The sequence below is a fragment of the Paraburkholderia bengalensis genome (assembly GCF_037126505.1).
GTDB classification, from domain to species: domain Bacteria; phylum Pseudomonadota; class Gammaproteobacteria; order Burkholderiales; family Burkholderiaceae; genus Paraburkholderia; species Paraburkholderia bengalensis.
Map to the genome: position 1 here is coordinate 1 of NZ_JACFYJ010000039.1, position 21,008 is coordinate 21,008.

A 21,008-nucleotide genomic window follows, 5' to 3' on the forward strand; every position below is an offset into this window, starting at 1 on the left:
ACCAAATAACACGACGACGCCGTACCTGAAAAGAACGGCGATGCCGTCAGCCCCGCCTACCGTTACCGTCAGCGGCGTGGTGGCGAGTGAATCGGTGATTTTGAAGTTCTTGAGGTCAATCCGGTCGGCGATGAGATGCGCACGGGCCTGTACTTGCGGAAGCGAACTGATGGCGAGATTCGACATTGGGTCACTTCAATTCGTTGACGTCATCGAAAGTATAGGTGTGAACACAGTGCTGGGGTATGCGTTTGACCCACCGCGGTCCCGGACGTCGGAAGGCTCAGTCAGAAATTGGGAACACGTAGGCGTTGGGTTGCCGTTGGGACACAGGTACCGTAGCGAGCTCGGGCGGCGTTACGTCGGAGATGCCATTAAAAAAGCCCGCTCGAAAAGCGGGCCTTCTAGCAGACGGCGGGGGCGCTTATGCCGCTGCGTCCTTCAGCTTCTTCAGCGCGCGCACCTTCAACCGCACGGTCGCCGGCTTGGCATCAAACCAACGCTCTTCACCGGTGAACGGGTCTTTGCCGAAACGCTTTTTCTTCGCAGGCACTTGCTGTACACCAATCTTGAGCAGGCCCGACAGCGTGAACTCGCCGGCACCCTTCTTGTGAACAGAACCGAGGATGGTGTCTTCCAGCGCTGCGAGGATAGCCTTTGCTTGCTTGGGTTCAACACCGGCCTGAGTTGCTACGTGAGTAGCAAGCGATGCCTTCGTGAACGTGTCTTTCAGGGGCTTCAGCGTTGCCCCAGCAGCGGCTGCCTTCTTTGCGGGCGCTGCTTTCTTCGCTGCGGGCTTTGTTGCTGCTTTCTTGGCTGCAGGTTTTGCGGTTTTCGTTGCCATAGACTTCCTCTTTTGGGGTTTGGATAACCGCTTAAGACGAGGCACCCCGAGGCATGGAATGCTTCGGCACATGCGTCGACTTAAGCTGGAGGCAAGCGTAGCAACGCTTTACAGCTGTTGCAAGCAGAATAACCGTAGAATCAGGGCCCATTCTTCAATTTAAAACGACGTCTGAACGGGATTCATTCCGTGCCGACCTTATGCTGGTCGGTCTTAGTACAGTTAAGAGGTCATCCGGCAGAGTTGGCCACGCGGGAGTCTCATGCAATGAAAGAGACCATACTTTTTACTACGCTTATCGTGATGGCAGGCTTGGGCGCAGCGTTCGAATCGTTCGCGGCGGACGCTCAACGTCAGGCCGAGGTAGCGCTGCGAGGTGCTGAGGTCATGCCGTTCAGCCTCAAGGCCACGACTCACATCTTCACCAAATCGGACGATGGTGGAAACCAGCAGGTCATTGCGAATAGCTCATCTGACAGCGGACAGATTCGGCTGATTCGTAAGCACCTGCGCGAAATCCAGACGCAGTTTCGGCATGGTGACTTTTCGGGGCCTGCCCGGACTCACGGAGCTGACATGCCCGGATTGGCGCAACTCAAGGCGGCAACGCCCGGCCAGATATCGATTACGTACAAGGACATTAAAGGTGGAGGCGAGCTGAACTATCGCAGCGATGACCCGAATCTCGTGTCGTCACTTCACGCATGGTTCGACGCACAGCTCTCGGACCACGGTGCTGATGCGATGGATGGGCATATGCATCATCACCAGGGGATGACGCAGCCATGAGTCCCATGCCGTAGTCCTCTTCGGGGGGCCTTGCATCACAGACAGTGACAGAAATCCGGGCGCGTTGATATTCAGCGCGAGAATTCATCCAAGGCTCTCAACGCATGGGTGGCATACATCATCGATGGGCCGCCTCCCATATAGACGGCAGTGCCAAGCACGTCTTCCAGTTCGGCCTTTGTCGTGCCCAGCTTCACCAGCGTCTGGACGTGAAAGCCGATGCAGTCGTCGCAACGGCAGGCAACCGCAATCCCTAACGCCACCAGTTCCCGAGTCTTCCGGTCCAGCGCCCCGTCTCTTGTTCCGGCCGCAGCGAGTTGGCCGAATGTTGCCATCAAGTCAGGCTGTGACGCGCGCATCGCTCGCATCTGAACCGATACCGCGCCTGTCAGGTCTTTGTAGCTGGAAATACTGCTCATGCCCGCTCCTGTAGTTGGCGAGGTTTTAAGGCTGGGAAGTCGTCCGTAATCGATTGTTCAGAATGTCTACTTTGTGCTGGCAGGCGGTGGGCCGCCCCGGTATTGCTGCTGCCACATCATGTTGTTCATCATCTCCTGCTGCATCTGCAGGTATTGGTCAGTCATGTATTGACGCTGCCGCAGTTGCTCGGGGGTCAGGCGCGAGTAGTAGCCGCCCATATGCCCCCAGCCTCCTATCATTCCGGACCCAGCGCCACCCATCATTCCCGGGCCCATTCCACGGCCCATCATCCCCGGGCCCCACATTCCGTGCATGATTGTCATCGCGCTTTGCATCGTGGCCCAGTGCTGCTCAAGTAACTTCTGGCGTTCCTGAGGGTCCTGAGTTTTGCGAATCTGGTCCATCTGCACCTGCATTGTCTTCATTTGCTCCTGAAGCTGCGCCAGATTCCTGTCGAATTCAGCGGCGCCTGCGGGGGGTGTTTTTGAATTGCTTTGCGGCGCACCGGTGTCCTTGGAAGCAGCTTGCAGGACCGGGGATGTCAACGCGATACCGACAGCCATCGCAACTAGAATCTTCTTCATATCCCCTCCTTGTGGACGCACGACACGCAGACGCAACGTTTGCAGTCATCGTGCATACAAGGCTACATGTCAGCACCGGCCTACCCTTGACGCTCGTCAACGAAACGGCTGCAGTCGATGGGCAAGTGATTTGATTTTCCATGTGAGGAAATTCCGTTCCATCGTTTGCGACTTGACCGAGCTCAATGACCCGTCCTTCAAACGGGTGAGCATTACGAAGTGGGCACGGCTGTGGACTGGCCGGACAGGTCGAATTCGTGGGAGCAACGAGGAGCCTCGGAGGCAGTGACCGCGAAGCCATAAGCATAGTGGACAACTCCGGCAAAATAACCTTCACACAGACGGGTACCGAGACGGGCGCACACCGGCCGAAAACGGGTATGCGCTATTCCGACGAACTGTCCTCTGTGCGACAAGTGTCTCCAGGGAGCAAATAGGGCTAAGGCGCTGCTATTCGCTGCGTTGCACGCGAGGGGATTGCGTTAAACGCATACATGCTACCAGTCGTGGGACGCATGGTCGCCCTTGAGTGCGGCAGCCCGTCGGCTATATGTCGCTGCGATATGTTGGTTAATGGAAGCTGTCGCAGTACGATATTGAACGTATCAAAAGCAAGCTTCTTTGCCGAATCTGGCGACAGCGCCCAAGGCGGGAACAAGGTCGCCCTTCCCTTGACAATCCAAAATCAGGGGCATAATGAATGAGCGCGCGTTCACTTTCGGTTGCACAGGATGGCGTTTTCACGACGCCGATTCGCGTCGCCGCACGGATACAGCTAGGTGCCCTCGCGCCTACGATGCCGGTCGCCGAGGCCTTTTCCCTGCTCGCCCTGTCTACAGCGGCGGAAGCCGTTCGGCGCGCCAGCTTGCTTCGTTCGAGCGACGACTCCGAGATTTTGCACAAACTCCGCGTCGCGCTGCGTCGTCTCCGTACGCTATGGTGGGCATATCGCCCGCTGCTCGACGGAACGGGCGCGACGGCGCATGCCCACGAGTTCAAGTCATTAGCCTCCATAGCGGGCGTGACCCGTAATTGGGACGTGCTGCGACATCTGATGCAGGAAGCGCATGCGATGCGGCCGCGGTTCGCAACGCTTCTCTCCGACATCGATGAGAAGCGTGCGGGGGCATTGTTGCTGAGCCGTGCAACTATTTTCGACGCACAAATTGAGTCGTCGCTGAAGCATGCAATCGAAAACACGCGACATCATCTTGATGCGCGTTCGGGCAACCCGGCACTTGCTGATTTTGTTGAGGGAAGCATTGAACGGGCCGAGAAAGCTCTAAAGAAAGCAGTGAAGCGTGCTATCCAGGATAGGGCGTCACGCTACACTTCGCTTCACGAAGTACGAATCGCGGGAAAGAAACTGCGATACGTGCTTGAGTTCTTTTCACCCATTCTGCAAAGGGACCATCAGGCCGTCATCGAAAGCTTGGCGTCAGTGCAGGATGTGCTTGGCATGCTAAACGACCTGGTGACCAGCGAAGCGCTTCTGCGCGAGCATACGTTTCAGTTGACCGAGTCGGCAGTGGTTAATGATGCCATTGGATATCTGGAGGGCGAGAAGATGCGGCAAATGCGGACCGCAGGCACCATCCTTCAGGATGTGCCGCGCACGATGACCGCAAACTGGCAGCCATGAGTAGACGGACCGGTTGCTCAAGGCGCATCGCCTCCTGATATGTCACCTCGGCGCATAGCGAATCAGGTCGGCGCTGTGTTCGCTGAAGATATATATGCCAGCGCTGAGCAAGAGCGTAGCTATAGCTGCGACGCCCAGGGACAGGGTGCTCGTTCGACTTCCCTCGCCAACGTGATGAAGCAACGCCGCCGAGATAATGCAGGCGACCCCAAAGCTCATGCCGGCGACGATGTCGGAGAACCAGTGAACACCGAGATAAAGACGTGAGAACGAGATGAGGAGAATCACAAGCCCCATCACGATAGCGATGCGACGGCGCCATGTGCCGTGGCAGCCGCGCGCGACGAAATAGGCGAGGAGGCCGTAAGTGACAACGCTCAGGGTCGCGTGATTGCTCGGAAACGAGAAGCTGTGTACGCCCTCGAATATCAGCGTCGGACGAGGGCGCCGAACGATAAATTTCATCGTTTCAACGAAGACTTCTGCCAGTGCGACGACCGAAATCCAGTAAAGCGCGCTTCGCAGTTCTCGCTGCCAGACGAACCAGCCAAGCACCACAAAAATCACGGGAACTGTGACCGCCGCGTCACCGAGCTCCGATGCGCCGACCATCAGTGAATCGAGGGCGGGAAAGCGAAAGCGTTGCATGAGGCTATGGATGGCGATATCGACGTCCACCAGCGGGTCTCGCGTGACGACGTCCTCAAGCGCACCGAAGAAAAGCCACATCCCACCGACGACCAAAACAGTTGCAAGCAGCAGATTTCGAACACCAATGCGCTCATGCAGCAGCTGCCAGGTGAGCGCCTTTTCAGCGCGTAAGCCCAATTCATTTTCCGGGGTCTGTGACGTGGCTGCCAGTCTGTCGACAATGCGCTTGAGAGCCGCCGCCGCTGCCATTACCACGATGGCCGATGAGACGAGCAATGGTGCTGTCGGCGGAAAGAGCTGAAAAAATGTACGCAGTGGTCGAATCGCGACAACGAGAACGAATGCCGCAGTCATCGCTGCAGTCGAAGAAGCGCGGAATACGTTCAGCGGCCTGGACAGCAGGTACAGTGCCCACAAGGCGACACAGAACAATGACATGGTGGCCAACGTCCGCGCAGTTTCTAGACTTCCATCCCGATACTCAATCACGATGAAATAGGTAGCAAATGTGGCGACGGCTGCCGCGAGACCTGCCGGGACGGCAAATCGCAGCACCCGTCCAAGGAAGCCGCGGGCCACCCTGCTGCCACCGGACTCCATGGAAAGCAGAAAGGCCGGTACGCCTATTGTGAGCGCACCGACGAGGGTAAGGTGACGTGGGAGGAATGGAAAGGGGAGGTTCGCAACGCCTACCGCAATAGCGAGCAACATCGCATAGACGGTTTTGGTGACAAAGAGGTTCGCCAGACGCTCGACGTTGCCAATGATTCGCCGCCCCTCGCCCACGATGGCAGGCAGCGACGAAAGATGGCTATCGACCAGCACGAGTTGTGCAACCGTACGCGCAGCGCCCGACCCACTACCCATGGCGATGCCGATATCTGCCTGCTTCAAGGCCAGTACATCATTTACTCCGTCGCCTATCATGGCCACGGTGCGACCGTTGGCCTGCAGCGCCGCAACCATCGCCTTCTTGTGCTGCGGTGTGGTTCGTCCGAACACCGTTTGGCCCTCCACCACATCCTTCAGGGCCTCTGCTTCCGCCGGTTGATTTCGAGCATCAAAAAAAGTTTCGGCGTTTTTCAGGCCGATGCGTCTAGCGACGTTCGCCGCCGTCGCAGGATGGTCCCCCGATATCACCTTTACAGTTACGCCCTGCTGTGCGAAGAAGCCTAATGCTGCATGCGCGTCTTCCTTGATTTCTTCGCCAAGCAGGACCAAGGCAACAGGCTGAAGGTCTGTCGGAATGGCGTCTTCCCGAAGTGGCTGTTGTGACGTTGCAAGCAGAAGCACGCGGTTGCCGAGACCTGCGTAGGAGGCCGCACGCTGCAGCGCGTCGGCGTTCGACGCCATCTGGCTCAGGAGTACATCGGGAGCGCCAAGAAACCATGTCTTCCGCGCTTCGAAGGTTGCCGCTGACCATTTTCGTGCCGAAGCGAATGGCAGCATGCTGGCGACTCGCCATTCCAATGGCGCCGGACATGCCGCCGATATAGCGCGGAGCGTTGCATTCGGACTGGGGTCTGCGGCTGCAAGAGCCCCAAGCGCATCGCTTGCAGCGGGATTCGGCGCGAGCATCTCGATGCGCTCAAAGATTGGCTTGCCGGTCGTCAGGGTCCCGGTCTTGTCGAGGCAAAGCACATCGACCCGGGCAAGCGTTTCGGTCGCGGCAAGTTCCTGTATCAGAGCGTTTCGTCTGGCAAGCCGCATGGCACCGGTCGCCATCGCAACGCTGGTGAGTAGCACCAGCCCTTCGGGCACCATACCGACCACACCGCCGGCAGAAAATACGACCGCTTTGGCGAGAGACGCGCCAGCCGATAGCTGGTTCACCAGCAACAGAAGGGATATTGGCGCGATTGCCCACCCGATGTACCGCAATATCGAGTCGATTCCCGCTCGAAGTTGGGAGCGCGTGGGTTCGAACTGTTTCGCCTCAGCCGCGAGACGATGTGCGTACGCGTCGGACCCAACATGTGTTGCGCGATATGTGCCTTGTCCTGAGACGACGAAGCTGCCGGACATGACAGAGCCACCAGTCGTCTTCGCCACGGCGTCCGACTCTCCCGTCAACAGGGATTCGTCAATCTCGAGGGTCCCTGACGACTCTATGATGCCATCGACGGTTATCTGGTCCCCCGGAGCAACGGCAATTAGGTCGCCGACGACCAGTTCCGCCACGTCGACTTCCGCCAGAGCCCCCGCACGCTCCACCCTTACCTTGGGCTGGCTAAGCACGGCGAGCTTCTCGAGCTTCCGCTTTGAGCGTAGTTCCTGGAGAATGCCGATTGCCGTATTGGCCACAAGAACGCCGCCAAACAGGGCATCCTGCCATTGGCCTGCGATGAGCACCGCGAGACATAGCCCGCCAAGCAACGCGTTGAACCTCGTGAAGACATTGCTTCGAACGATGTCACGGACGGACCTCGGACGAAGCGCTCGGACGCCGGCTGCTTTCGACATGGATGGTCCTATGTCCAAGCTAAAAGGAACTGATTCGCGTTTGTCCATGATTGGCGTGGTCAGAGGGATGCAACCTGTTAAATGCATACCCACGAGCGACCTTCCCCGATGGCCCGTTTCTGCAACTTTCCATTCCGGGGCATGCATGCCCCGGACACGTTGATTTGCGTCAACTATGCGCGTATCTGCCTCGCGTCGCCGCCGAAATCGATGGCCGTCGTTGCGGCGATGATGTCGTTTTTGACGATATTGGGACACCGCTCGAATACGTCATCTCGTCGGACCGCGGACAGCAGGTCAGCATTTTTGGCACTGCCCCGGCACAGATTGGTGCGTTGGTCGACCTGCTCGTCAATCAAGTATGCCGTGTCAATCTCAACTGCGAGTGCCCGCGAGGTCCGGATGTCTTCGCATTTGCCGGGCGCAAGGATTGCCGCAACGACTCGGCTGAGTTCAATGCAAACGCTGCCTTAACGAATCGTCAGCGAAGACCTTTTGCGCATTTTTCCGAGATTCTGGCCGAAGGTTTCAGCTCGCTACAGGAAGGTCGAAAGGTCAGCCTCAACGTGAAGCAGGGCCCGAAAGGCAAGCAGGCCGCAGATGTCCAGCCGATGTAAGCCAGGACGCACGATGTGCAGGATGGCAGCATCCGACCACACCATGCCGTTGGTCGGCTAATGCGTCAAAATTGCTGTAGCCCAACATCTCCGTGACCGCGACAGGCAGGGCGCCTCTGTACTGTGGATTGTCGTGCTTGTTACTTTGCCGACGAGCGCCACGATTCACTTGTTCTTGCATCACAGTGCTGATTTCATGCGCTATACGCTGTAGCAGCGGGACAATCTAGTGCTGTGCCGTTCGAGTAAATGCAACCATGCACGTTCGATAGCAGGAATCGACCGCGCATGCGGAAGTACTGCTCGACGATGTCTACATTCACGTGTTGTTACCTGGGCTTTTTCTTTTTGTGTTCCTGTTTGTCCCGTCTGTGGACATACAACGCTGGGAGTAGGTTGGTACTAAGCAACCCGCTCCACACCAACCCGCCGAGTGTGACGACAGCCAGGCCCTGTTCCGGCGCTGCGCCTTTTCCCAATCCTAGCGCAGTCGGCAAAAGTCCAAGCGATGCGGTCAGGACTGTGAGCAGGATGGGGCGGAAGCGTACCTCGACTGCGTGACGTACTGCATCTACGACAGCCTGTCCCTTCGCTTCGTTCCTCTTCACCATCTGCAGCAGAACGATGCCGTGATTCAGGCTCACGCCAATCAACGTGAGAAACGCGATGAGGCCGATGGCATTCAGGCCGACTCCGCTGACCAGAAGTGCAATTGCACCGCCAGAGAACGCGAGAGGCATTTGCAGGAGTAGAAGCCCGGGCACCAGAAAGCCGTCGAACTGCAAGGTAAGAATGCCAAGCATGAGTGCGAGCGCGATAGCGGCAGCCACAGCCACATTCACCGCAGCACGTTCGAGCTGCGGGTACAAGCCACCAAACCTGACATCGTAACCCGGAGGCAATTTCAGGCCTGACAGCGCCTTTTTCGAATCCGAAATGACCTGGCCAAGCGGTGCGGTGGGCGTCGCGAGAATCTCGATTGCGCGCAGGCCATCCAGATGCCGGATGACGTTAGGTCCCGTTTTCATCGATACGTCGGCTACGTTGCTGAGCGCTGTCCATCCATTGGCCATTACGGGAATCTGCCTGAGTTGTTCAAGCGAAAGATGTGTAGGGTCGCCCAGACGGACGTAGACATCGAGATGGCCATTTCCCTCGGGCACCGTTGCGACGGTCTGTCCTGCGAGCAGCATGTGCAACTGCGAGAACAGTTGCGCGGCCGTGATGCCGTGAAGCGAAAGAGCCGTCATTCTTGGCGTGATTTGCAGCTCGGTGACGGGATATCCGTCGTTGTTGAACACGTCCGACAGATTCGAGACCTTCGACAGGCGTCCTGTTATCTCGTTTGACAAGGTCTGCAGGGTCTCGACGGAATTACCATATACGTCAATGACGAACGGCTGAGGCAAGCCCGACAAAGTTTCGCCGAGCCGTTCCAGGGTCGGTGTGCCGACAATCGTTTGAATCCCGGGAAGTTTCGACGCATCGAGAATCTGCTTGCCGATTTCGTTGAGGCTGCCGACATTCACGTCAGGTTTCAGGGAAACCTGGATTTCCCCTGCATATGCGGGCTCGGTGTACGAGGTGCCCGAGGCGGACCCGGTTCTCGCGAACACGTGCGCTACGGATGGAAGACCGCGCAGACGCGCGGAGATGCGGTCAGCAGCGTTCTGCGCGTCATGTAACGAGGTCCCGGGCGGCAGGGTGAAACTTTCGAGCAGCACCGCCTCGTTGGGCAGTGGCAGAAAATCAACTGGCACCAGGACCAGTCCGACAACGGAAACAATGAAGATAAATACGCAACCCCAGAGCGACGTTTTCGGTCGCCGCAGCGCGAATTCGAAAAGCCGCAGGTTGTGGTGTTTCAGCCAGTCGACGGCGCGTGAACCCGACGTGGTGCGTCGTCCGCTTTTCGGACCCACGAATCCAAGCACGAGCGGAATCAGGCTCAGCGAAATGATGAGTGAGGCAATCAGGCTGAGCGTCATTGCCAGCGAGAAGGGAACAAAGAAAAGTCCCGCAAGGCCACCCACGAACGCAAGTGGCAAGAACACCGCGACAGTGGTCATGGTGCCCGAGATATCGGGACCGGCGATATCGCGCAGACCTTGTGCGACACCTTCCCACCGCCCATCGCCCGCTTCCCACCGATGATAGATGCTTTCGAGGACGATAATCGCATCGTCAGCCAGCAGACCAACGGCCACCGAAAGCGCGCCGAAGGTTAGCAGGTTCAGGCTCTGGCCAGTCAGGTAAAGCCCGGCGATACCGAGCAGCAGCGAAAGGGGAATGCTCAGTGCAAGTGCCAGGATGCCGCGACTCGCCCCGAGCATCCAGAACAGAACCGCGATGGCCAGCACTGCGCCGATGGCAAGATTGCGCGTCAAATCGGTCGATACCACGCCAACGATATGACCTTGACTATAGATTTGTACGAATCGTGAATGACCGGGCAACTGAGGTTCTAGTTCATGCAGTGCCCTGTCGACGTTTTTGACGACCGGGACGGTCGAGGCTCCGGGCTGCTTGAAGACAATGACCGCGATTGTCGGGCGACTGTCGAGTGTGACCGCATGATGGGAGGGAGGTGCCGCCCTCGTGACATCGGCCACGGCGCTCAACGGAACGATGCCTCCAGATGCCGGCACTGCGATGCCGGCATATTGAGCGGGTGTCGCAGGCAGGCTTCGACCTTCGATAAAGATGTCCTGGTGTCCAAGGTCGACGTAGCCGCTTGGCACCATCGCGGTTGCCGCGTCGAGCGACGATGCAATCGCTGACACGGGGACGTTGAACTGCTGCATTTTCGCGAGGTCTGGACGTATCCATATCGCGTCGGCACCGGGTCCGGCGACGGACACCTTCTGTACGCCTGGAACCGCGCGAATGCGCGGAACGATATCCGTTTCGATGACACGCTGAACGTGCGATGCGTCCACCCCGGGTGGGACCTGCACGGCGTAGTCCGCGACCTCGTTGATGGCATTACCTGAAATCTCGGTCGTCAGGCTGCTTCCCTTGGGCAAGGAGCCATTGATTCTGCCAATCACGCCGTTCACATCCTGCAGCGCACTGGCTGCGCTCGTTCCTTCCGTGAAGCGCGCTTCAATCTTTACGGTGCCTTGTCCAATTTCCGTCCTCACATTACTCAAGGACGATAGTGAGGTTAGTTCGGCCTCAATTGGGCGCGCGATGAGTCCCTCCAGGTCGAGGGTCGTGGCCCCTGGCAACTGGGCGACGACGCTTACCTGGGGCATGTTGAACTGAGGCAGTACTTCGGCGTGGATATTGATGAGCGCGTAGATGCCGTATGCAACGAGACCTGCATAGAGCATGACCCACAGCAGAGGCCGCTTGACGACATCGTTGAGCATGTTTTGAGGGGTCATCAGTCGGCTTGCTGATAGCGTTTTGCGAAGTCCTTATGGAACAGCAGGTAGCTATCTTGGATGACGACCTTTTCGTCAGGCCTGAGTCCCTGCTGGATGGTTGTCCATCCGTCTTCGGAAGGGCCCGGAACGACCTGCCTGCGATGCTCGCCATGGCTATCGTGTACCAGCACCCACCATTGGCCACCATCGAGTACCAGCGCACTGCTCGGAACGGCAAGCTTTTCGGTCGTTTCCGTGAGAGACAGCGTGCCAACGCCGCCAGCCGGAAGAGCATGGCCATCTGATGTTTTCAGCCACACGTCCGTCTGCCCGGGCATCGTGACATTTAGGGTTGTGCGCTGAACGACTACGCGAAGCGGCGCGAGCGACCCCTCGGACAGAAAGGTGCCTTCCATGCCCGTCGCGACACGCATTGCGTCGCTGCCATAAAAGCTCGCGACGATGAACAGACCGTTCGAAGGCGCTAGAGTCACAAGGGCTTGCCCGGCGCTCACAATTTCTCCGTCGGCCGCGCTAACTGCTGTTACGGTGCCCGACTGTGGCGCTGTCACCGAGAGCAGACTCGCGTAGTTTCTGGCCGCAGCCTGTGCTGCTGAGAGTTGTTGATGTGCCGTATCGCGGTCCGCCTGTGCACGAAGAACGACGTCGCGTGTGCTGAGTTGGTCGCCAAGCTTCTGTTGCTCAATCCCGGCAGCCTGCAGCGCGGAGGATGCCCGGACTTGCGCGGATTTCTGCTCAGAGGTCAAACGCGCAGTTTCGGCAAGGACGGTTGGCCCCCTCAGACGTGCGATAACTTGCCCTCTACGTACCGCCTCACCGGGCAGCACGTGCAGACCTGTCAAGGTACCGATGGTCGATGCAGTGAGCACAATGTTTGATACGGCCTGAACGCGCGCGGGCGCGGAGAAAGTCTGGGTAATGTGCTTGTACACGGCGGGCATCGCCACGACGTCCTGTGCGAGCGCGGGTTCAACGGCAACCAGGGTGAAGACTAAGGCAAGCGTTACTGTCTGGCTGAATTTCATGGGCGCGCCTGTGGAAGCGGTTCATCGTCGATGGCGCTGACACCGATGAGGGTGCACAGCGCGACATGTTGCTGGAGAACCTGGCCTTCGAGCTTTTCTGACGCGATGCGCTGCGCCAGGTATTGCGATTCGATGTCGGCGAACGCCGGCAGTGCGAGGTTTCCCTGCTCGAAGGCGTGGCGCGCCTTCTCGAGCGAAGTCTTGAGCGCATACTCGGAGGCGCGCGAGGTATGCAACTGTCCCTGGAGGACGCCCAGTTCGGCGGTGATGCCGTCTACGGCCGAGTACGCGTCGTCGAGTCGTTGGACGTAGTCGTCGTAAAGGCTTTCCCGCGTCGCCTTTTCGATGGCGATGTTGCCCCGATTGCCGTTGAAAAGAGGCAGCGTCACCGACACACTCAGCCCGGTTGTATAAATGGCGGAGGTGTCGCGGCCTCGGGTCACGCCGATATCGAGCTTCGGAAACTGCCCGAGCAGCGCAGCTCTGTAACGTTCGTCCTGCTCGTCATACCCTGCCCGCAGGGCCAGCAAATCGGGACGATGTTTTGCGAGGTCCGCGAGCGCCTGCGCGATGACGTCCTGGGGAATATCGGTCGGTTCAGGCGGTGCTGCGAGCGCGAGTCGGGTGCCTGGTCGTATACCGAGCAGCGTGTTGAGTTCCTGCATGGCCTTCAGGTGTTCTTGCCGCAACGCGCTCAAGGCGAGCTCGCTGTCCCGATATCGCGTTTGCGCGAGCATAGCAGCGTCCCGGGTGACGTAGGCGTGCTCTAGCGCGATGTCCATCCGGTTGGCAACATCTCGCTGATGAGCCGTCCTCTGACTCGTTTCATCCTCGAGACTCGTCAGGCTGACGTTTTGCACATACAGCGCATATGCCTGGTTTGCCACCTGCCAACGTGTCCATTCGAGTGCGAGCCGCTTCCCATCGAGAAAGGCGTTTGCTGCCCGCTTTTTCGCAGGCCGGTCTACGAGCGCTGACACTTCGTAACCCAGCTCGACCATGAACGCGGGGACATAGCCGGCAGCGCCAGGGCGGTCGGTGCTGAAGTTCAGCGTCGGGTCGGGGAGCAGACCGTCCGCATAGCTTTTCGCTTTGGCGATGTCGACATCGCGCTCTGCCCGGCGAACCTCCGGGCTAAATTCGAGCGCACGGGACACGACCTGGTCGACTGTCAGTGGCGCAGAGGTGCTCTCGCTGTCGGAAGACCACTGGGGGGCTTCCGGCAGCGGGCGCGGCACATACCCTGCACATCCGCCAACGAGCAGCAAGGCGACGCACGCGAGCGGCATGGGCCATCTCATCCGTGGGTTTCGCCATCTGACCGCTAGGTTTGCGCGCTCCCATTTTCTACTGTGCGAACAGTGGGCCACGATGGCAATCCGACGTGAAATCACGCTACGAATAGTATTGCTCAACTCTTATCTTTCGCTTAAGGAGCAGTCGGGGCGACCGTGGAATATGCGAGTGCTCCTCAGAGGCCGGCGAAATGACAAGCCGGGAGCGGTGCTGCCCTCAAACACGAGGGGCTGTAAAGAAGTTACCGACCGTCCCGTGCAGTGCGTCAACTTTCCCGGAGCGTCTCATCATTTTCGCGGCGCAAGAGTGCATAGAAGCGAAAAAAGCCAATATCTAGCGCTTTCGCATCTTCCGGTACTTCACGGGACGGCAGCACGTTACCCTCAGCGTCACCTGACAAGAATCAACGCACGATGTTGTCATGCGTTGAAGGGCGTCAACGGGCTGGAAATTTGCTGCGTCTCGGGCAAGTGAGTCCATCATTGGGGCACGCCATGAAAGAGAAATTTTCCGTCCTCGACCTGCTGCGGTTCGCGCTCGCTCTTTATTTGACGCTGTTCCATTCGATTCACCAGTATCCGCAAAGCCGCGACGTGCCATTGATTGACCTCGCAGGGATGGGGGGCTTTGTAACCAGCACGTTCTTTATCCTTTCGGGCTTCATCCTCGCTCACGTCTATTTCGGCGAATCGGTATCGATGCGAGGTGGCTTCCGGCAATTCTTCGTCAAACGCCTTTCAAACCTGTATGTCATTCATTTCGTCGGGCTTCTGTTTTTCTTTGCAGTTGCCCTGGTAAGCACGCATGCCGTCACGTCGTTTGCATTGATGTCGCTCGACGACCGTCCCGAGGTGACGGTTGTGCTGACACCTGCAGTAACGACCTTAAATGTTGTACTCAACGCGTTGTTGCTGCAGGTCTGGAATCCGTTGTATGGCTCCATCAATCCGTCATCATGGTCGTTGGCGGTGCTGTTGTTTTTTTACCTGAGCTTCCCATTCGCCGCGCCCCGACTGCTGGCAGCTCGAAGCAAGCCACTGATTCTCAGTCTGCTATGGGGGGCGTATCTCATGCCGCCCATCCTCGCGGGCGTTTTTCATTGGTACGAGCCCGTCGCGGTGGGCACAATTTTGCGCAATCCGGTGCTGCGCTTACCGGAATTCTTCGCGGGCATCCTCTTATACGGGATGTTTCGCGACGGCATGCTCGCTCCAATCGCGTCCGCGTCTAGCCGACGCGTCGTGGTGCTTCTGTTCGTCGGCGGATGCTTTGCGTGGGGTGCCTGGCTGCTTGCTCACGGCGCGGGGTATTGGCGGTATCTGGTGCATAACGGTGCGATGATGCCCGCAGAAATCGCTTTGATTGCCGTTTGCGCGCAGGTAAAGGTACCCGAACAATGCGAAAGGTTCGCATCGCGGCTTGGCAATTCTGCGCTGTCAATCTTCGTGATTCACGCGCCGATATTTATGGTCACGATGAAGGCAACGAAGCTGCTCTCCATGGGAATATCCCCTTTCCGATGCGCCGCGCACTTCGCGTCGTCGTGCCGCTGCGGGATGCTGTTCGTCGCAAGCTGCTTTCGAACCGGTACACGCAAGCGGAACCGGACGCAGCTAGTGCGTGAGGCCAAGCGAAATGCGCTAGCTCGGTCCAGTCCGAGATGGCCTCACGCGAGAAAGACTATTTTCCGGCGTGTTTGGCCTGCCACCGCTGCATCAGTGCAATTTCCTCTTTTTGTGCCTTAACGATATTCCGTGCGAGCTTTTTTATCTCAGGGTCTTTGCCGTACTTCAGTTCGACTTCTGCCATGTCAATGGCACCTTGATGGTGCGGAATCATGTGCGCAACGAAGTCCTTGTCGGTGTCACCGGTGTAGGATGGTGCCTGCATCTGTTCCATCATTTTCTGGTCTGCGGCCTTGAATGCCGATGTCGAGCCGGACGACCCGACGGCAGAGGAGCTGCTCATGTCCATGCCCGGCATCGATGCCCCTTGCTGCGCGAATGCTATTCCGGTGGTGAGTCCGAGGTAGCCCATTAGGCAGACGACGAGAGTTCTTTTCACAAAGCGGTCTTTCATGTTCATCTCCTTGTGCTTGCCATTTAGCGGCTTTGATGGGAACGGTACTCGTCCTGAGATGCTTCACTGCCGTGAGCGTGATGTCCGTGACCGTTACCGTCAGCTGAGTGCTCGCCACGCTTCATCATGCGCATCATCTCAACACCGCCTGTGCGGAAAAAGACGGTCGTCAAAACGATGAAGACTATACCGAAAATGATATTCAGGACGGTGGTGTAATTGAATGTGATGGCGGCATCGACGACCGCGGTGTGACGCTCGTGTGGTACCCACCCCAACGATTGGAACAACCCCTCGACAATGAGGGCAGCCGCGACCATTGCGATATAAAACGTCGCGGTCATGAAAACGGTCATCTTGCCGCCGTAGTATTTCCGATAGATGTTGATGATTGGAAGGATGATGAGGTCGCCAAATATGAACGACGCAACGCCCCCGAAGCTGATGCCTCCCTTCCATAGAACCGCCGCCAACGGTACGTTTCCGACAGAACAGGTGAACGATGCGATAGCGATAAGAGGGCCAACGAACGCGCCCCAAACCATCGCGAGCGTCGGGTGGCTGGTCAGGAACAATGTCTGCCAGAATCTATCTGGCACCCATGCCGCTACGGCACCGGCAACAAGTAATCCCACACCAATGTCCCGCCATAGCATGGTCCAGTTCATCACGTAACTGTGGCTGATTGCCTTCCAGCCATCGCGTGATGTCAGGCGCTCTTTCCAGGTACCTTCCTGCTTACCCATCGACATGGCGGCATGCCCCTCCATGCTGCCCGCGACGCCTTTGTTCGCTTGGTCGATAGCGCATCGCTTCAGGGAACGCCGCAAAAAGAACCGGAACAGCAGCGCAAGCACGACAATCATGATGGGTCCGCCAATAAATTCAGCGGCAGCAAACTGCCATGCGATGAGTACCCACATGAGCACGCCTAATTCAAGTACCAGATTGGTTGCCGCGAACTGAAAAGCCATTGTGGCGGTGAAGTCAGCACCTTTACGAATCATGGAGCGCGCCATGGCAACGGCTGCATAGGAGCATGATGACGATGCAGCACCGAACAGGCTTGCAAGCGTTAATGAACGTGGCGAGTCATCCGGCAACAGTCTGGACATCTCGGCCTTCGATACCGTAACTTCGATGACTGCGGAGAACAGGAACCCGAGGCTGAGCCCCCAGAAAATCTGCCACAACATCGTGAAAGACATCCAGAGGGCGTGAGCCGTTGCGCTGAGAATCTGCATTGGAACCCCTATGGCGCGAGCACGTGCAAGCGGGCCGGCGTCGCCTATACAGCGTCTCGACGTCCCGAATGGTCTGGCCTGGCAGATGGAGCAATCCCGGCCGCCGTCATCGCTCCGATTCGTGAGAAGCGTTCTCAACTCGCCGCTGCGTGCGGCCCGGAAATGCTATATCGCCAGCACCCAGCATGCCTGCGTCGAGGGCTGCGAGCCAACCATCATCGAGTTACACACTGACGCGTTCGCGCGGTTACAGTGGCCTGGACTCCGTGCTAGGCTTTGCGCTCATGTCCTACTGGCGCTAACTCCTTCTCGTCGTGCTGCTGGCACTGCGCCTTCCCGGCTCAGTCGTTCGCGGCCGTCTCGATGGTTTGTGCTCCCTCGGAAGTGGTCGTTGAATCTGTCACTTACCAGGCCGACCAATCTGGGCCGATGGACGAATAAGAGGTTGTCGCGGACGTTGATGACCACGCTGGCCATGACAATAATGGCGCCCACCACGCTCACGCGTGCCTGACGTGCGCGTCGTGTTGCGTCGGCGCAGCGCTACCGGCCGTGTCTGCCGATTCCGCTGCGGCTGACCTGACCCATTTCTCTGTCCCACTGTCAGCAGACGCCTGAGCACCTTTCGCTGGTGCTCCGCACCATCAAGTTCGTATTCGACAACTAGAGTCGTGAGGCCGACACCGGGTGGCCCCTTCTTTTCCTGCAACTTTCGGGTACTTCGCCCCAAGCGAATACTCACGGCCCCGACTTCAGGTCGAATACGCCGAAGTAGTCCGGTGCGACCACGAACTTGCGGTCCAGAGGCAACCGTGGCGCTAGCAGCACGGCGTTCGTGGTCCAAAAATATCCCTCTGCTTTCGAATAGCACGTCGCCAAACGGCTTAGCCCTTCTTCGTCAGGAGAGTGAAGGTCGACATTCCCGCGACTGCACGTGGGTCGCAGTTCCAGCTTGCCAACCTTGCAGCCGCTGCCGCGCCTAGTCGTTCGTTAATCCTCAAAAAAAAGTCGCGCTGTCAGCGGATAGCGAGCCGGCTAGCCCTTCAGGTCATCCTCGCCGCGTCTCGCCGTGCAGTAGTTCCAACGCTCGCAGGATGGAGCGGTGCGGCTGCCGATGCCGTCCTCAAAAACGAAAGCAGCATTTCGACCTGCATCGTGGATACCGCCTCGATGACAGACGGCTCCGAGTAGTCCCGCCCGACGAACGCTTTTAAGGTGAACCGGTTGGAGACGACGTAGTAGCCCATTGCGACCAAGGTCACGTAGAAATCCAGCGCGTCTACATCGGCGCGGAATTCCCCCGCAGTTGTGCCACGCGCGAGGATTGCGCTCAACAAGCTAATCACTGGCGAACTGGCCTCTCGCAGTTTCGCCGAGCGCGCGAGATATTGTCCTCCGTGCAGATTCTCGTTGTTGATGAGGTTCAGCCACTGAGGGTTTGCCCTAAAGTAGTCCCATGTGGAGAGCGCGAGCGCACGAATCGCGTCTGCCGGTTGTAGCCCCGACAAGTCCTCGTTCACGCCGTGATTCGCGAACTCCACGTACATGCCTTCGAGGACGGCGACGTACAACCCTTCCTTGCTTTGGAAGTAGTAGTAAAGCATCCGCTCGTTCGTGTCGGCGGCGGCTGCAATCGCGTCCACGCGCGCCCCCGCGAGTCCGTGTGCTGAGAACTGTTGCGTCGCCGCGTCCAGAATGCGCCGGCGCGTGCCCTCGGGGTCTCTTTTCACTTTGGGTTCGTTCATTGTCGGCAGCTCCAGCTTTGCAGTGGAAAGCTTTATTGACCTCGCCAATATGCGCGTGTCCCCGCGTCGATTTCTCTGGACCGTACCGGTCCATAATTGTTCGCTCCGGGCCATCTAACGGAAGTACCCCGTCATGGCTTTTTGATGCCTGCGAAAAACGGACACGTAGTCACGGGTCGACTTTCGCCTTGCCGATAAAAGCGTAGCGTAAGGGTGGCGCGCCCCGACTGATGCACTAGCCGACCGATGGCATAGATTGGTCTCTGGATACTTCCATCCCTCAAATCGTGCGTGTCGACTTATATCGGCTGGATGTTTGCTGCCTGTCTGCCTTTCGGCCCCTGCTTCACGTTAAAGCTGACTTTCTGGCCTTCCTGGAGAGACCTGAAACCCGCGGCCTGTATTTCGGAGAAGTGTGCGAAGAGGTCTTCGCTGCCGTCGTCCGGCGTGATGAATCCGAAACCCTTCGCGTCGTTGAACCACTTTACTGTACCGGTTGTCATTTTCCTAAATGCTCCGAAAGCGCCGTTTAATGACTTGGCAACTTGTCTTTCGCTAAGGCGTCAGCCAGCCATCTGAGCTAGCGGTATCGGCTAATCAATTCGCTCATCGGAAGAGACGAAGAACCGGCGGAGCAATTGAAAAGCGGCGCGACAGCGAGGTAGTTGGTGAAAGCCTTCTTGAAGATATCAACGCAGTATGACGCCCGTGCTTTCAGGTTTTTTGCGCTATGTCAAAAAATGTTTAAAGACATCTGTAGCGAACGACCTTATATGGGATTCGGTCCCGACGGTTCGGTTCAGCCGACGGCTCACCCATGGTTGTCGACCCAGGCGCGGGCCCATGCGAGACCTGCCGATGCCGCGTCCTCTTCGGAGTCGAAGGTGCCGAGCACGCCGGAAGTCTCGATGACCTTCGTATCGCGCGTGATTGTGCCGCTCGCTGCGTACCGTTCCGCCTGCTGGACGTCTCCCTGCTGCTGGAGTATGGCGTGACCCCACAGAACATAACCTCGGAATTTTTCGCTCTGCATCAGCCTTCAGCCTCGAAACTTGTCTGCTCGCCACGGAGGCGAAGAACTGCATCTTCCGGTGTGATTTGCCGCCCGCTGCGCCGACGCCAAAGAGAACAGCTAATACCCTCTGCAACGCAGCTTCCATCGCATCCCGAGCAGAAATGCCTGTCGCGCAGTGACTCGTCAATTTGCCAAGGCACACCTGACGGCGCCGCCGTACCCACGCTCCGCCCATTCTCGCATGCATAAAACGACGGTTCGCCAGACTTCCCATCTTTGATGGCACGGTCGATAACATCGTCGCCGAAGGCCTCGCGAAGCGTTCGGACGAACTCGGCGACTTCCGGCATCGGGTGAGATGGCGGCTTGCGGACACGGGTATCCATTCGGCTCTCTGGTAGTTGGCTCATTTCCATGATACTGTATAAAAACACAGGTAATTTGTCACGTCATGAGCGTTTCAACTGATTGCCCTGAGGCCATCCACCCGTCGCTATGGCGTGCCTCGCAACTCGCGCGTGGTCGCGGTCGGGTGGTGGACACCGGCTATCCAGCACTCTCAAAAGAGCTACCGGGCGGCGGCTGGCCGCTCGCGGCGCTCGTGGACCTGCTGGTTCAGCAACCGGGCGTGGGTGAACTGCGTTTGCTGCGTCCAGCGTTGAGCGCGAGTGCTGTGGGAGCTGTCGCCTTGGTAAATCCTCCGCACCAGCCAGACGGCTTAGGCCTCGCCTACATCGGTCTGCCACTTGACCGACTGATGCTGGTCAAAGGGACGACGACTGCGGACGCCCTATGGTCAGTGGAGCAAATTCTTCGTGCCGGCACGTGCAGCAGCGTTGTGTTCTGGGCGCAGCATGTTAAAGATTCGTCGCTACGGCGCCTGCACTTGGCCGCCCAGTCAGCTGAGTCGCTTTTCATCATGGTCCGGCCGCTTGCCACTGCGCAAGACTCCTCTCCGGCGATTCTGCGGCTGGCTTTACGACCAACAGCAGATGGACTTATTGTGGATGTCGTCAAGCGCAGGGGACCCGTAATGGCGGGACCTATTGCTGTTTCCCTCCAGCCGACACCCGTCCTGCTATCAGCGCGACGTCACAGTGTGCGCCGACCTGTGTCTGCGCCTTTCGAAGCGTCGCGTTCGGTGGAGCGGGATACGATTGAGGTGCTTGGCCGATAGCGCTGGACTCGGAACTGACGGAGGT

At 58.1% G+C, this 21,008-nt stretch carries 17 protein-coding genes and 3 pseudogenes; 6 read left to right on the forward strand and 14 right to left on the reverse strand.

Features of this window, described 5'->3' with window-relative positions; translation table 11 throughout:
* A pseudogene (locus H3V53_RS22195) lies at positions 1-186 on the reverse strand (RMD1 family protein); the annotation flags it as partial.
* Positions 187-424: 238 nt separating this feature from the next.
* Entirely contained in the window at positions 425-844 is a 420-nt protein-coding gene (locus H3V53_RS22200) for an HU family DNA-binding protein (protein ID WP_336599781.1), read from the reverse strand.
* Between the two features lie 267 nt (positions 845-1,111).
* Here H3V53_RS22200 and H3V53_RS22205 point away from each other — a divergent pair, with 267 nt between their 5' ends.
* Positions 1,112-1,633, forward strand: a complete 522-nt coding sequence (locus H3V53_RS22205) for an aspartate carbamoyltransferase (protein WP_336599782.1) — start codon at positions 1,112-1,114, stop codon at positions 1,631-1,633.
* A gap of 71 nt (positions 1,634-1,704) precedes the next feature.
* On the opposite strand, the gene H3V53_RS22210 is transcribed toward H3V53_RS22205, so the two are convergent.
* A complete protein-coding gene (locus H3V53_RS22210; protein WP_336599783.1) occupies positions 1,705-2,052 on the reverse strand; it encodes a carboxymuconolactone decarboxylase family protein in 348 nt (115 codons plus the stop codon).
* Between the two features lie 66 nt (positions 2,053-2,118).
* A complete protein-coding gene (locus tag H3V53_RS22215; RefSeq protein ID WP_336599784.1) occupies positions 2,119-2,637 on the reverse strand; it encodes a hypothetical protein in 519 nt (172 codons plus the stop codon).
* A 700-nt stretch (positions 2,638-3,337) separates the two neighbouring features.
* On the opposite strand from H3V53_RS22215, the gene H3V53_RS22220 reads away from it, so the two are divergent.
* Complete coding sequence (locus H3V53_RS22220; RefSeq protein WP_336599785.1) at positions 3,338-4,279, forward strand: CHAD domain-containing protein; 942 nt, start codon at positions 3,338-3,340, stop codon at positions 4,277-4,279.
* Between the two features lie 42 nt (positions 4,280-4,321).
* On the opposite strand, the gene H3V53_RS22225 is transcribed toward H3V53_RS22220, so the two are convergent.
* Positions 4,322-7,393, reverse strand: a complete 3,072-nt coding sequence (locus tag H3V53_RS22225) for an HAD-IC family P-type ATPase (protein WP_336599786.1) — start codon at positions 7,391-7,393, stop codon at positions 4,322-4,324.
* A gap of 239 nt (positions 7,394-7,632) precedes the next feature.
* On the opposite strand from H3V53_RS22225, the pseudogene H3V53_RS22230 reads away from it, so the two are divergent.
* Together H3V53_RS22230 and H3V53_RS22235 are read left to right on the forward strand one after the other, a co-directional pair.
* Positions 7,633-7,824 (forward strand): annotated as a pseudogene (locus H3V53_RS22230) (NADP-dependent glyceraldehyde-3-phosphate dehydrogenase); the annotation flags it as partial.
* A gap of 63 nt (positions 7,825-7,887) precedes the next feature.
* Positions 7,888-8,010 (forward strand): annotated as a pseudogene (locus tag H3V53_RS22235) (cold-shock protein); the annotation flags it as partial.
* 329 nt (positions 8,011-8,339) lie between these two features.
* Here the strand turns inward: H3V53_RS22235 and H3V53_RS22240 are convergent.
* The 3 genes from H3V53_RS22240 to H3V53_RS22250 are packed head-to-tail and all read right to left on the reverse strand — an operon-like array spanning position 8,340 to position 13,716.
* A complete protein-coding gene (locus tag H3V53_RS22240) occupies positions 8,340-11,399 on the reverse strand; it encodes an efflux RND transporter permease subunit (RefSeq protein ID WP_336599787.1) in 3,060 nt (1,019 codons plus the stop codon).
* Positions 11,399-12,427 (reverse strand): efflux RND transporter periplasmic adaptor subunit, encoded by a 1,029-nt coding sequence (locus tag H3V53_RS22245; protein WP_336599788.1) that lies wholly within the window; start codon positions 12,425-12,427, stop codon positions 11,399-11,401. The genes H3V53_RS22240 and H3V53_RS22245 overlap by 1 nt, the downstream gene beginning before the upstream one ends.
* Positions 12,424-13,716 carry a TolC family protein gene (locus tag H3V53_RS22250; RefSeq protein WP_336599789.1) on the reverse strand — a complete coding sequence of 431 codons (1,293 nt, stop codon included), beginning with the start codon at positions 13,714-13,716 and terminating at the stop codon, positions 12,424-12,426. Before H3V53_RS22250 ends, H3V53_RS22245 begins: the two co-directional genes overlap by 4 nt.
* A gap of 501 nt (positions 13,717-14,217) precedes the next feature.
* Between H3V53_RS22250 and H3V53_RS22255 the strand changes: the two genes are divergently transcribed.
* On the forward strand, positions 14,218-15,468 hold the full coding sequence (locus H3V53_RS22255) for an acyltransferase family protein (RefSeq protein WP_336599790.1): 1,251 nt from the start codon (positions 14,218-14,220) through the stop codon (positions 15,466-15,468).
* On the opposite strand, the gene copM is transcribed toward H3V53_RS22255, so the two are convergent.
* The 6 genes from copM to H3V53_RS22285 all read right to left on the reverse strand — a co-directional run bounded on the left by copM (position 15,404) and on the right by H3V53_RS22285 (position 20,192).
* Positions 15,404-15,802, reverse strand: a complete 399-nt coding sequence (copM, locus tag H3V53_RS22260; protein ID WP_419539542.1) for a CopM family metallochaperone — start codon at positions 15,800-15,802, stop codon at positions 15,404-15,406. The two genes, H3V53_RS22255 and copM, sit on opposite strands and share 65 nt — an antisense overlap.
* Before the next feature lie 23 nt (positions 15,803-15,825).
* The gene (locus tag H3V53_RS22265; protein ID WP_336599791.1) at positions 15,826-17,046 is read right to left on the reverse strand and encodes a permease; all 1,221 of its coding nucleotides are present in this window, start codon (positions 17,044-17,046) and stop codon (positions 15,826-15,828) included.
* A gap of 1,043 nt (positions 17,047-18,089) precedes the next feature.
* Positions 18,090-18,791 carry a TetR/AcrR family transcriptional regulator gene (locus H3V53_RS22270; protein WP_336599792.1) on the reverse strand — a complete coding sequence of 234 codons (702 nt, stop codon included), beginning with the start codon at positions 18,789-18,791 and terminating at the stop codon, positions 18,090-18,092.
* A 299-nt stretch (positions 18,792-19,090) separates the two neighbouring features.
* On the reverse strand, positions 19,091-19,294 hold the full coding sequence (locus H3V53_RS22275) for a cold-shock protein (RefSeq protein WP_336599793.1): 204 nt from the start codon (positions 19,292-19,294) through the stop codon (positions 19,091-19,093).
* Between the two features lie 308 nt (positions 19,295-19,602).
* The gene (locus tag H3V53_RS22280) at positions 19,603-19,824 is read right to left on the reverse strand and encodes a hypothetical protein (protein ID WP_336599794.1); all 222 of its coding nucleotides are present in this window, start codon (positions 19,822-19,824) and stop codon (positions 19,603-19,605) included.
* Positions 19,824-20,192: a hypothetical protein gene (locus H3V53_RS22285; RefSeq protein ID WP_336599795.1), complete on the reverse strand. Its 369-nt coding sequence runs from the start codon at positions 20,190-20,192 to the stop codon at positions 19,824-19,826. The genes H3V53_RS22280 and H3V53_RS22285 overlap by 1 nt, the downstream gene beginning before the upstream one ends.
* A gap of 65 nt (positions 20,193-20,257) precedes the next feature.
* On the opposite strand from H3V53_RS22285, the gene imuA reads away from it, so the two are divergent.
* A complete protein-coding gene (imuA, locus tag H3V53_RS22290; RefSeq protein ID WP_336599796.1) occupies positions 20,258-20,983 on the forward strand; it encodes a translesion DNA synthesis-associated protein ImuA in 726 nt (241 codons plus the stop codon).
* Positions 20,984-21,008 lie beyond the last annotated feature (25 nt).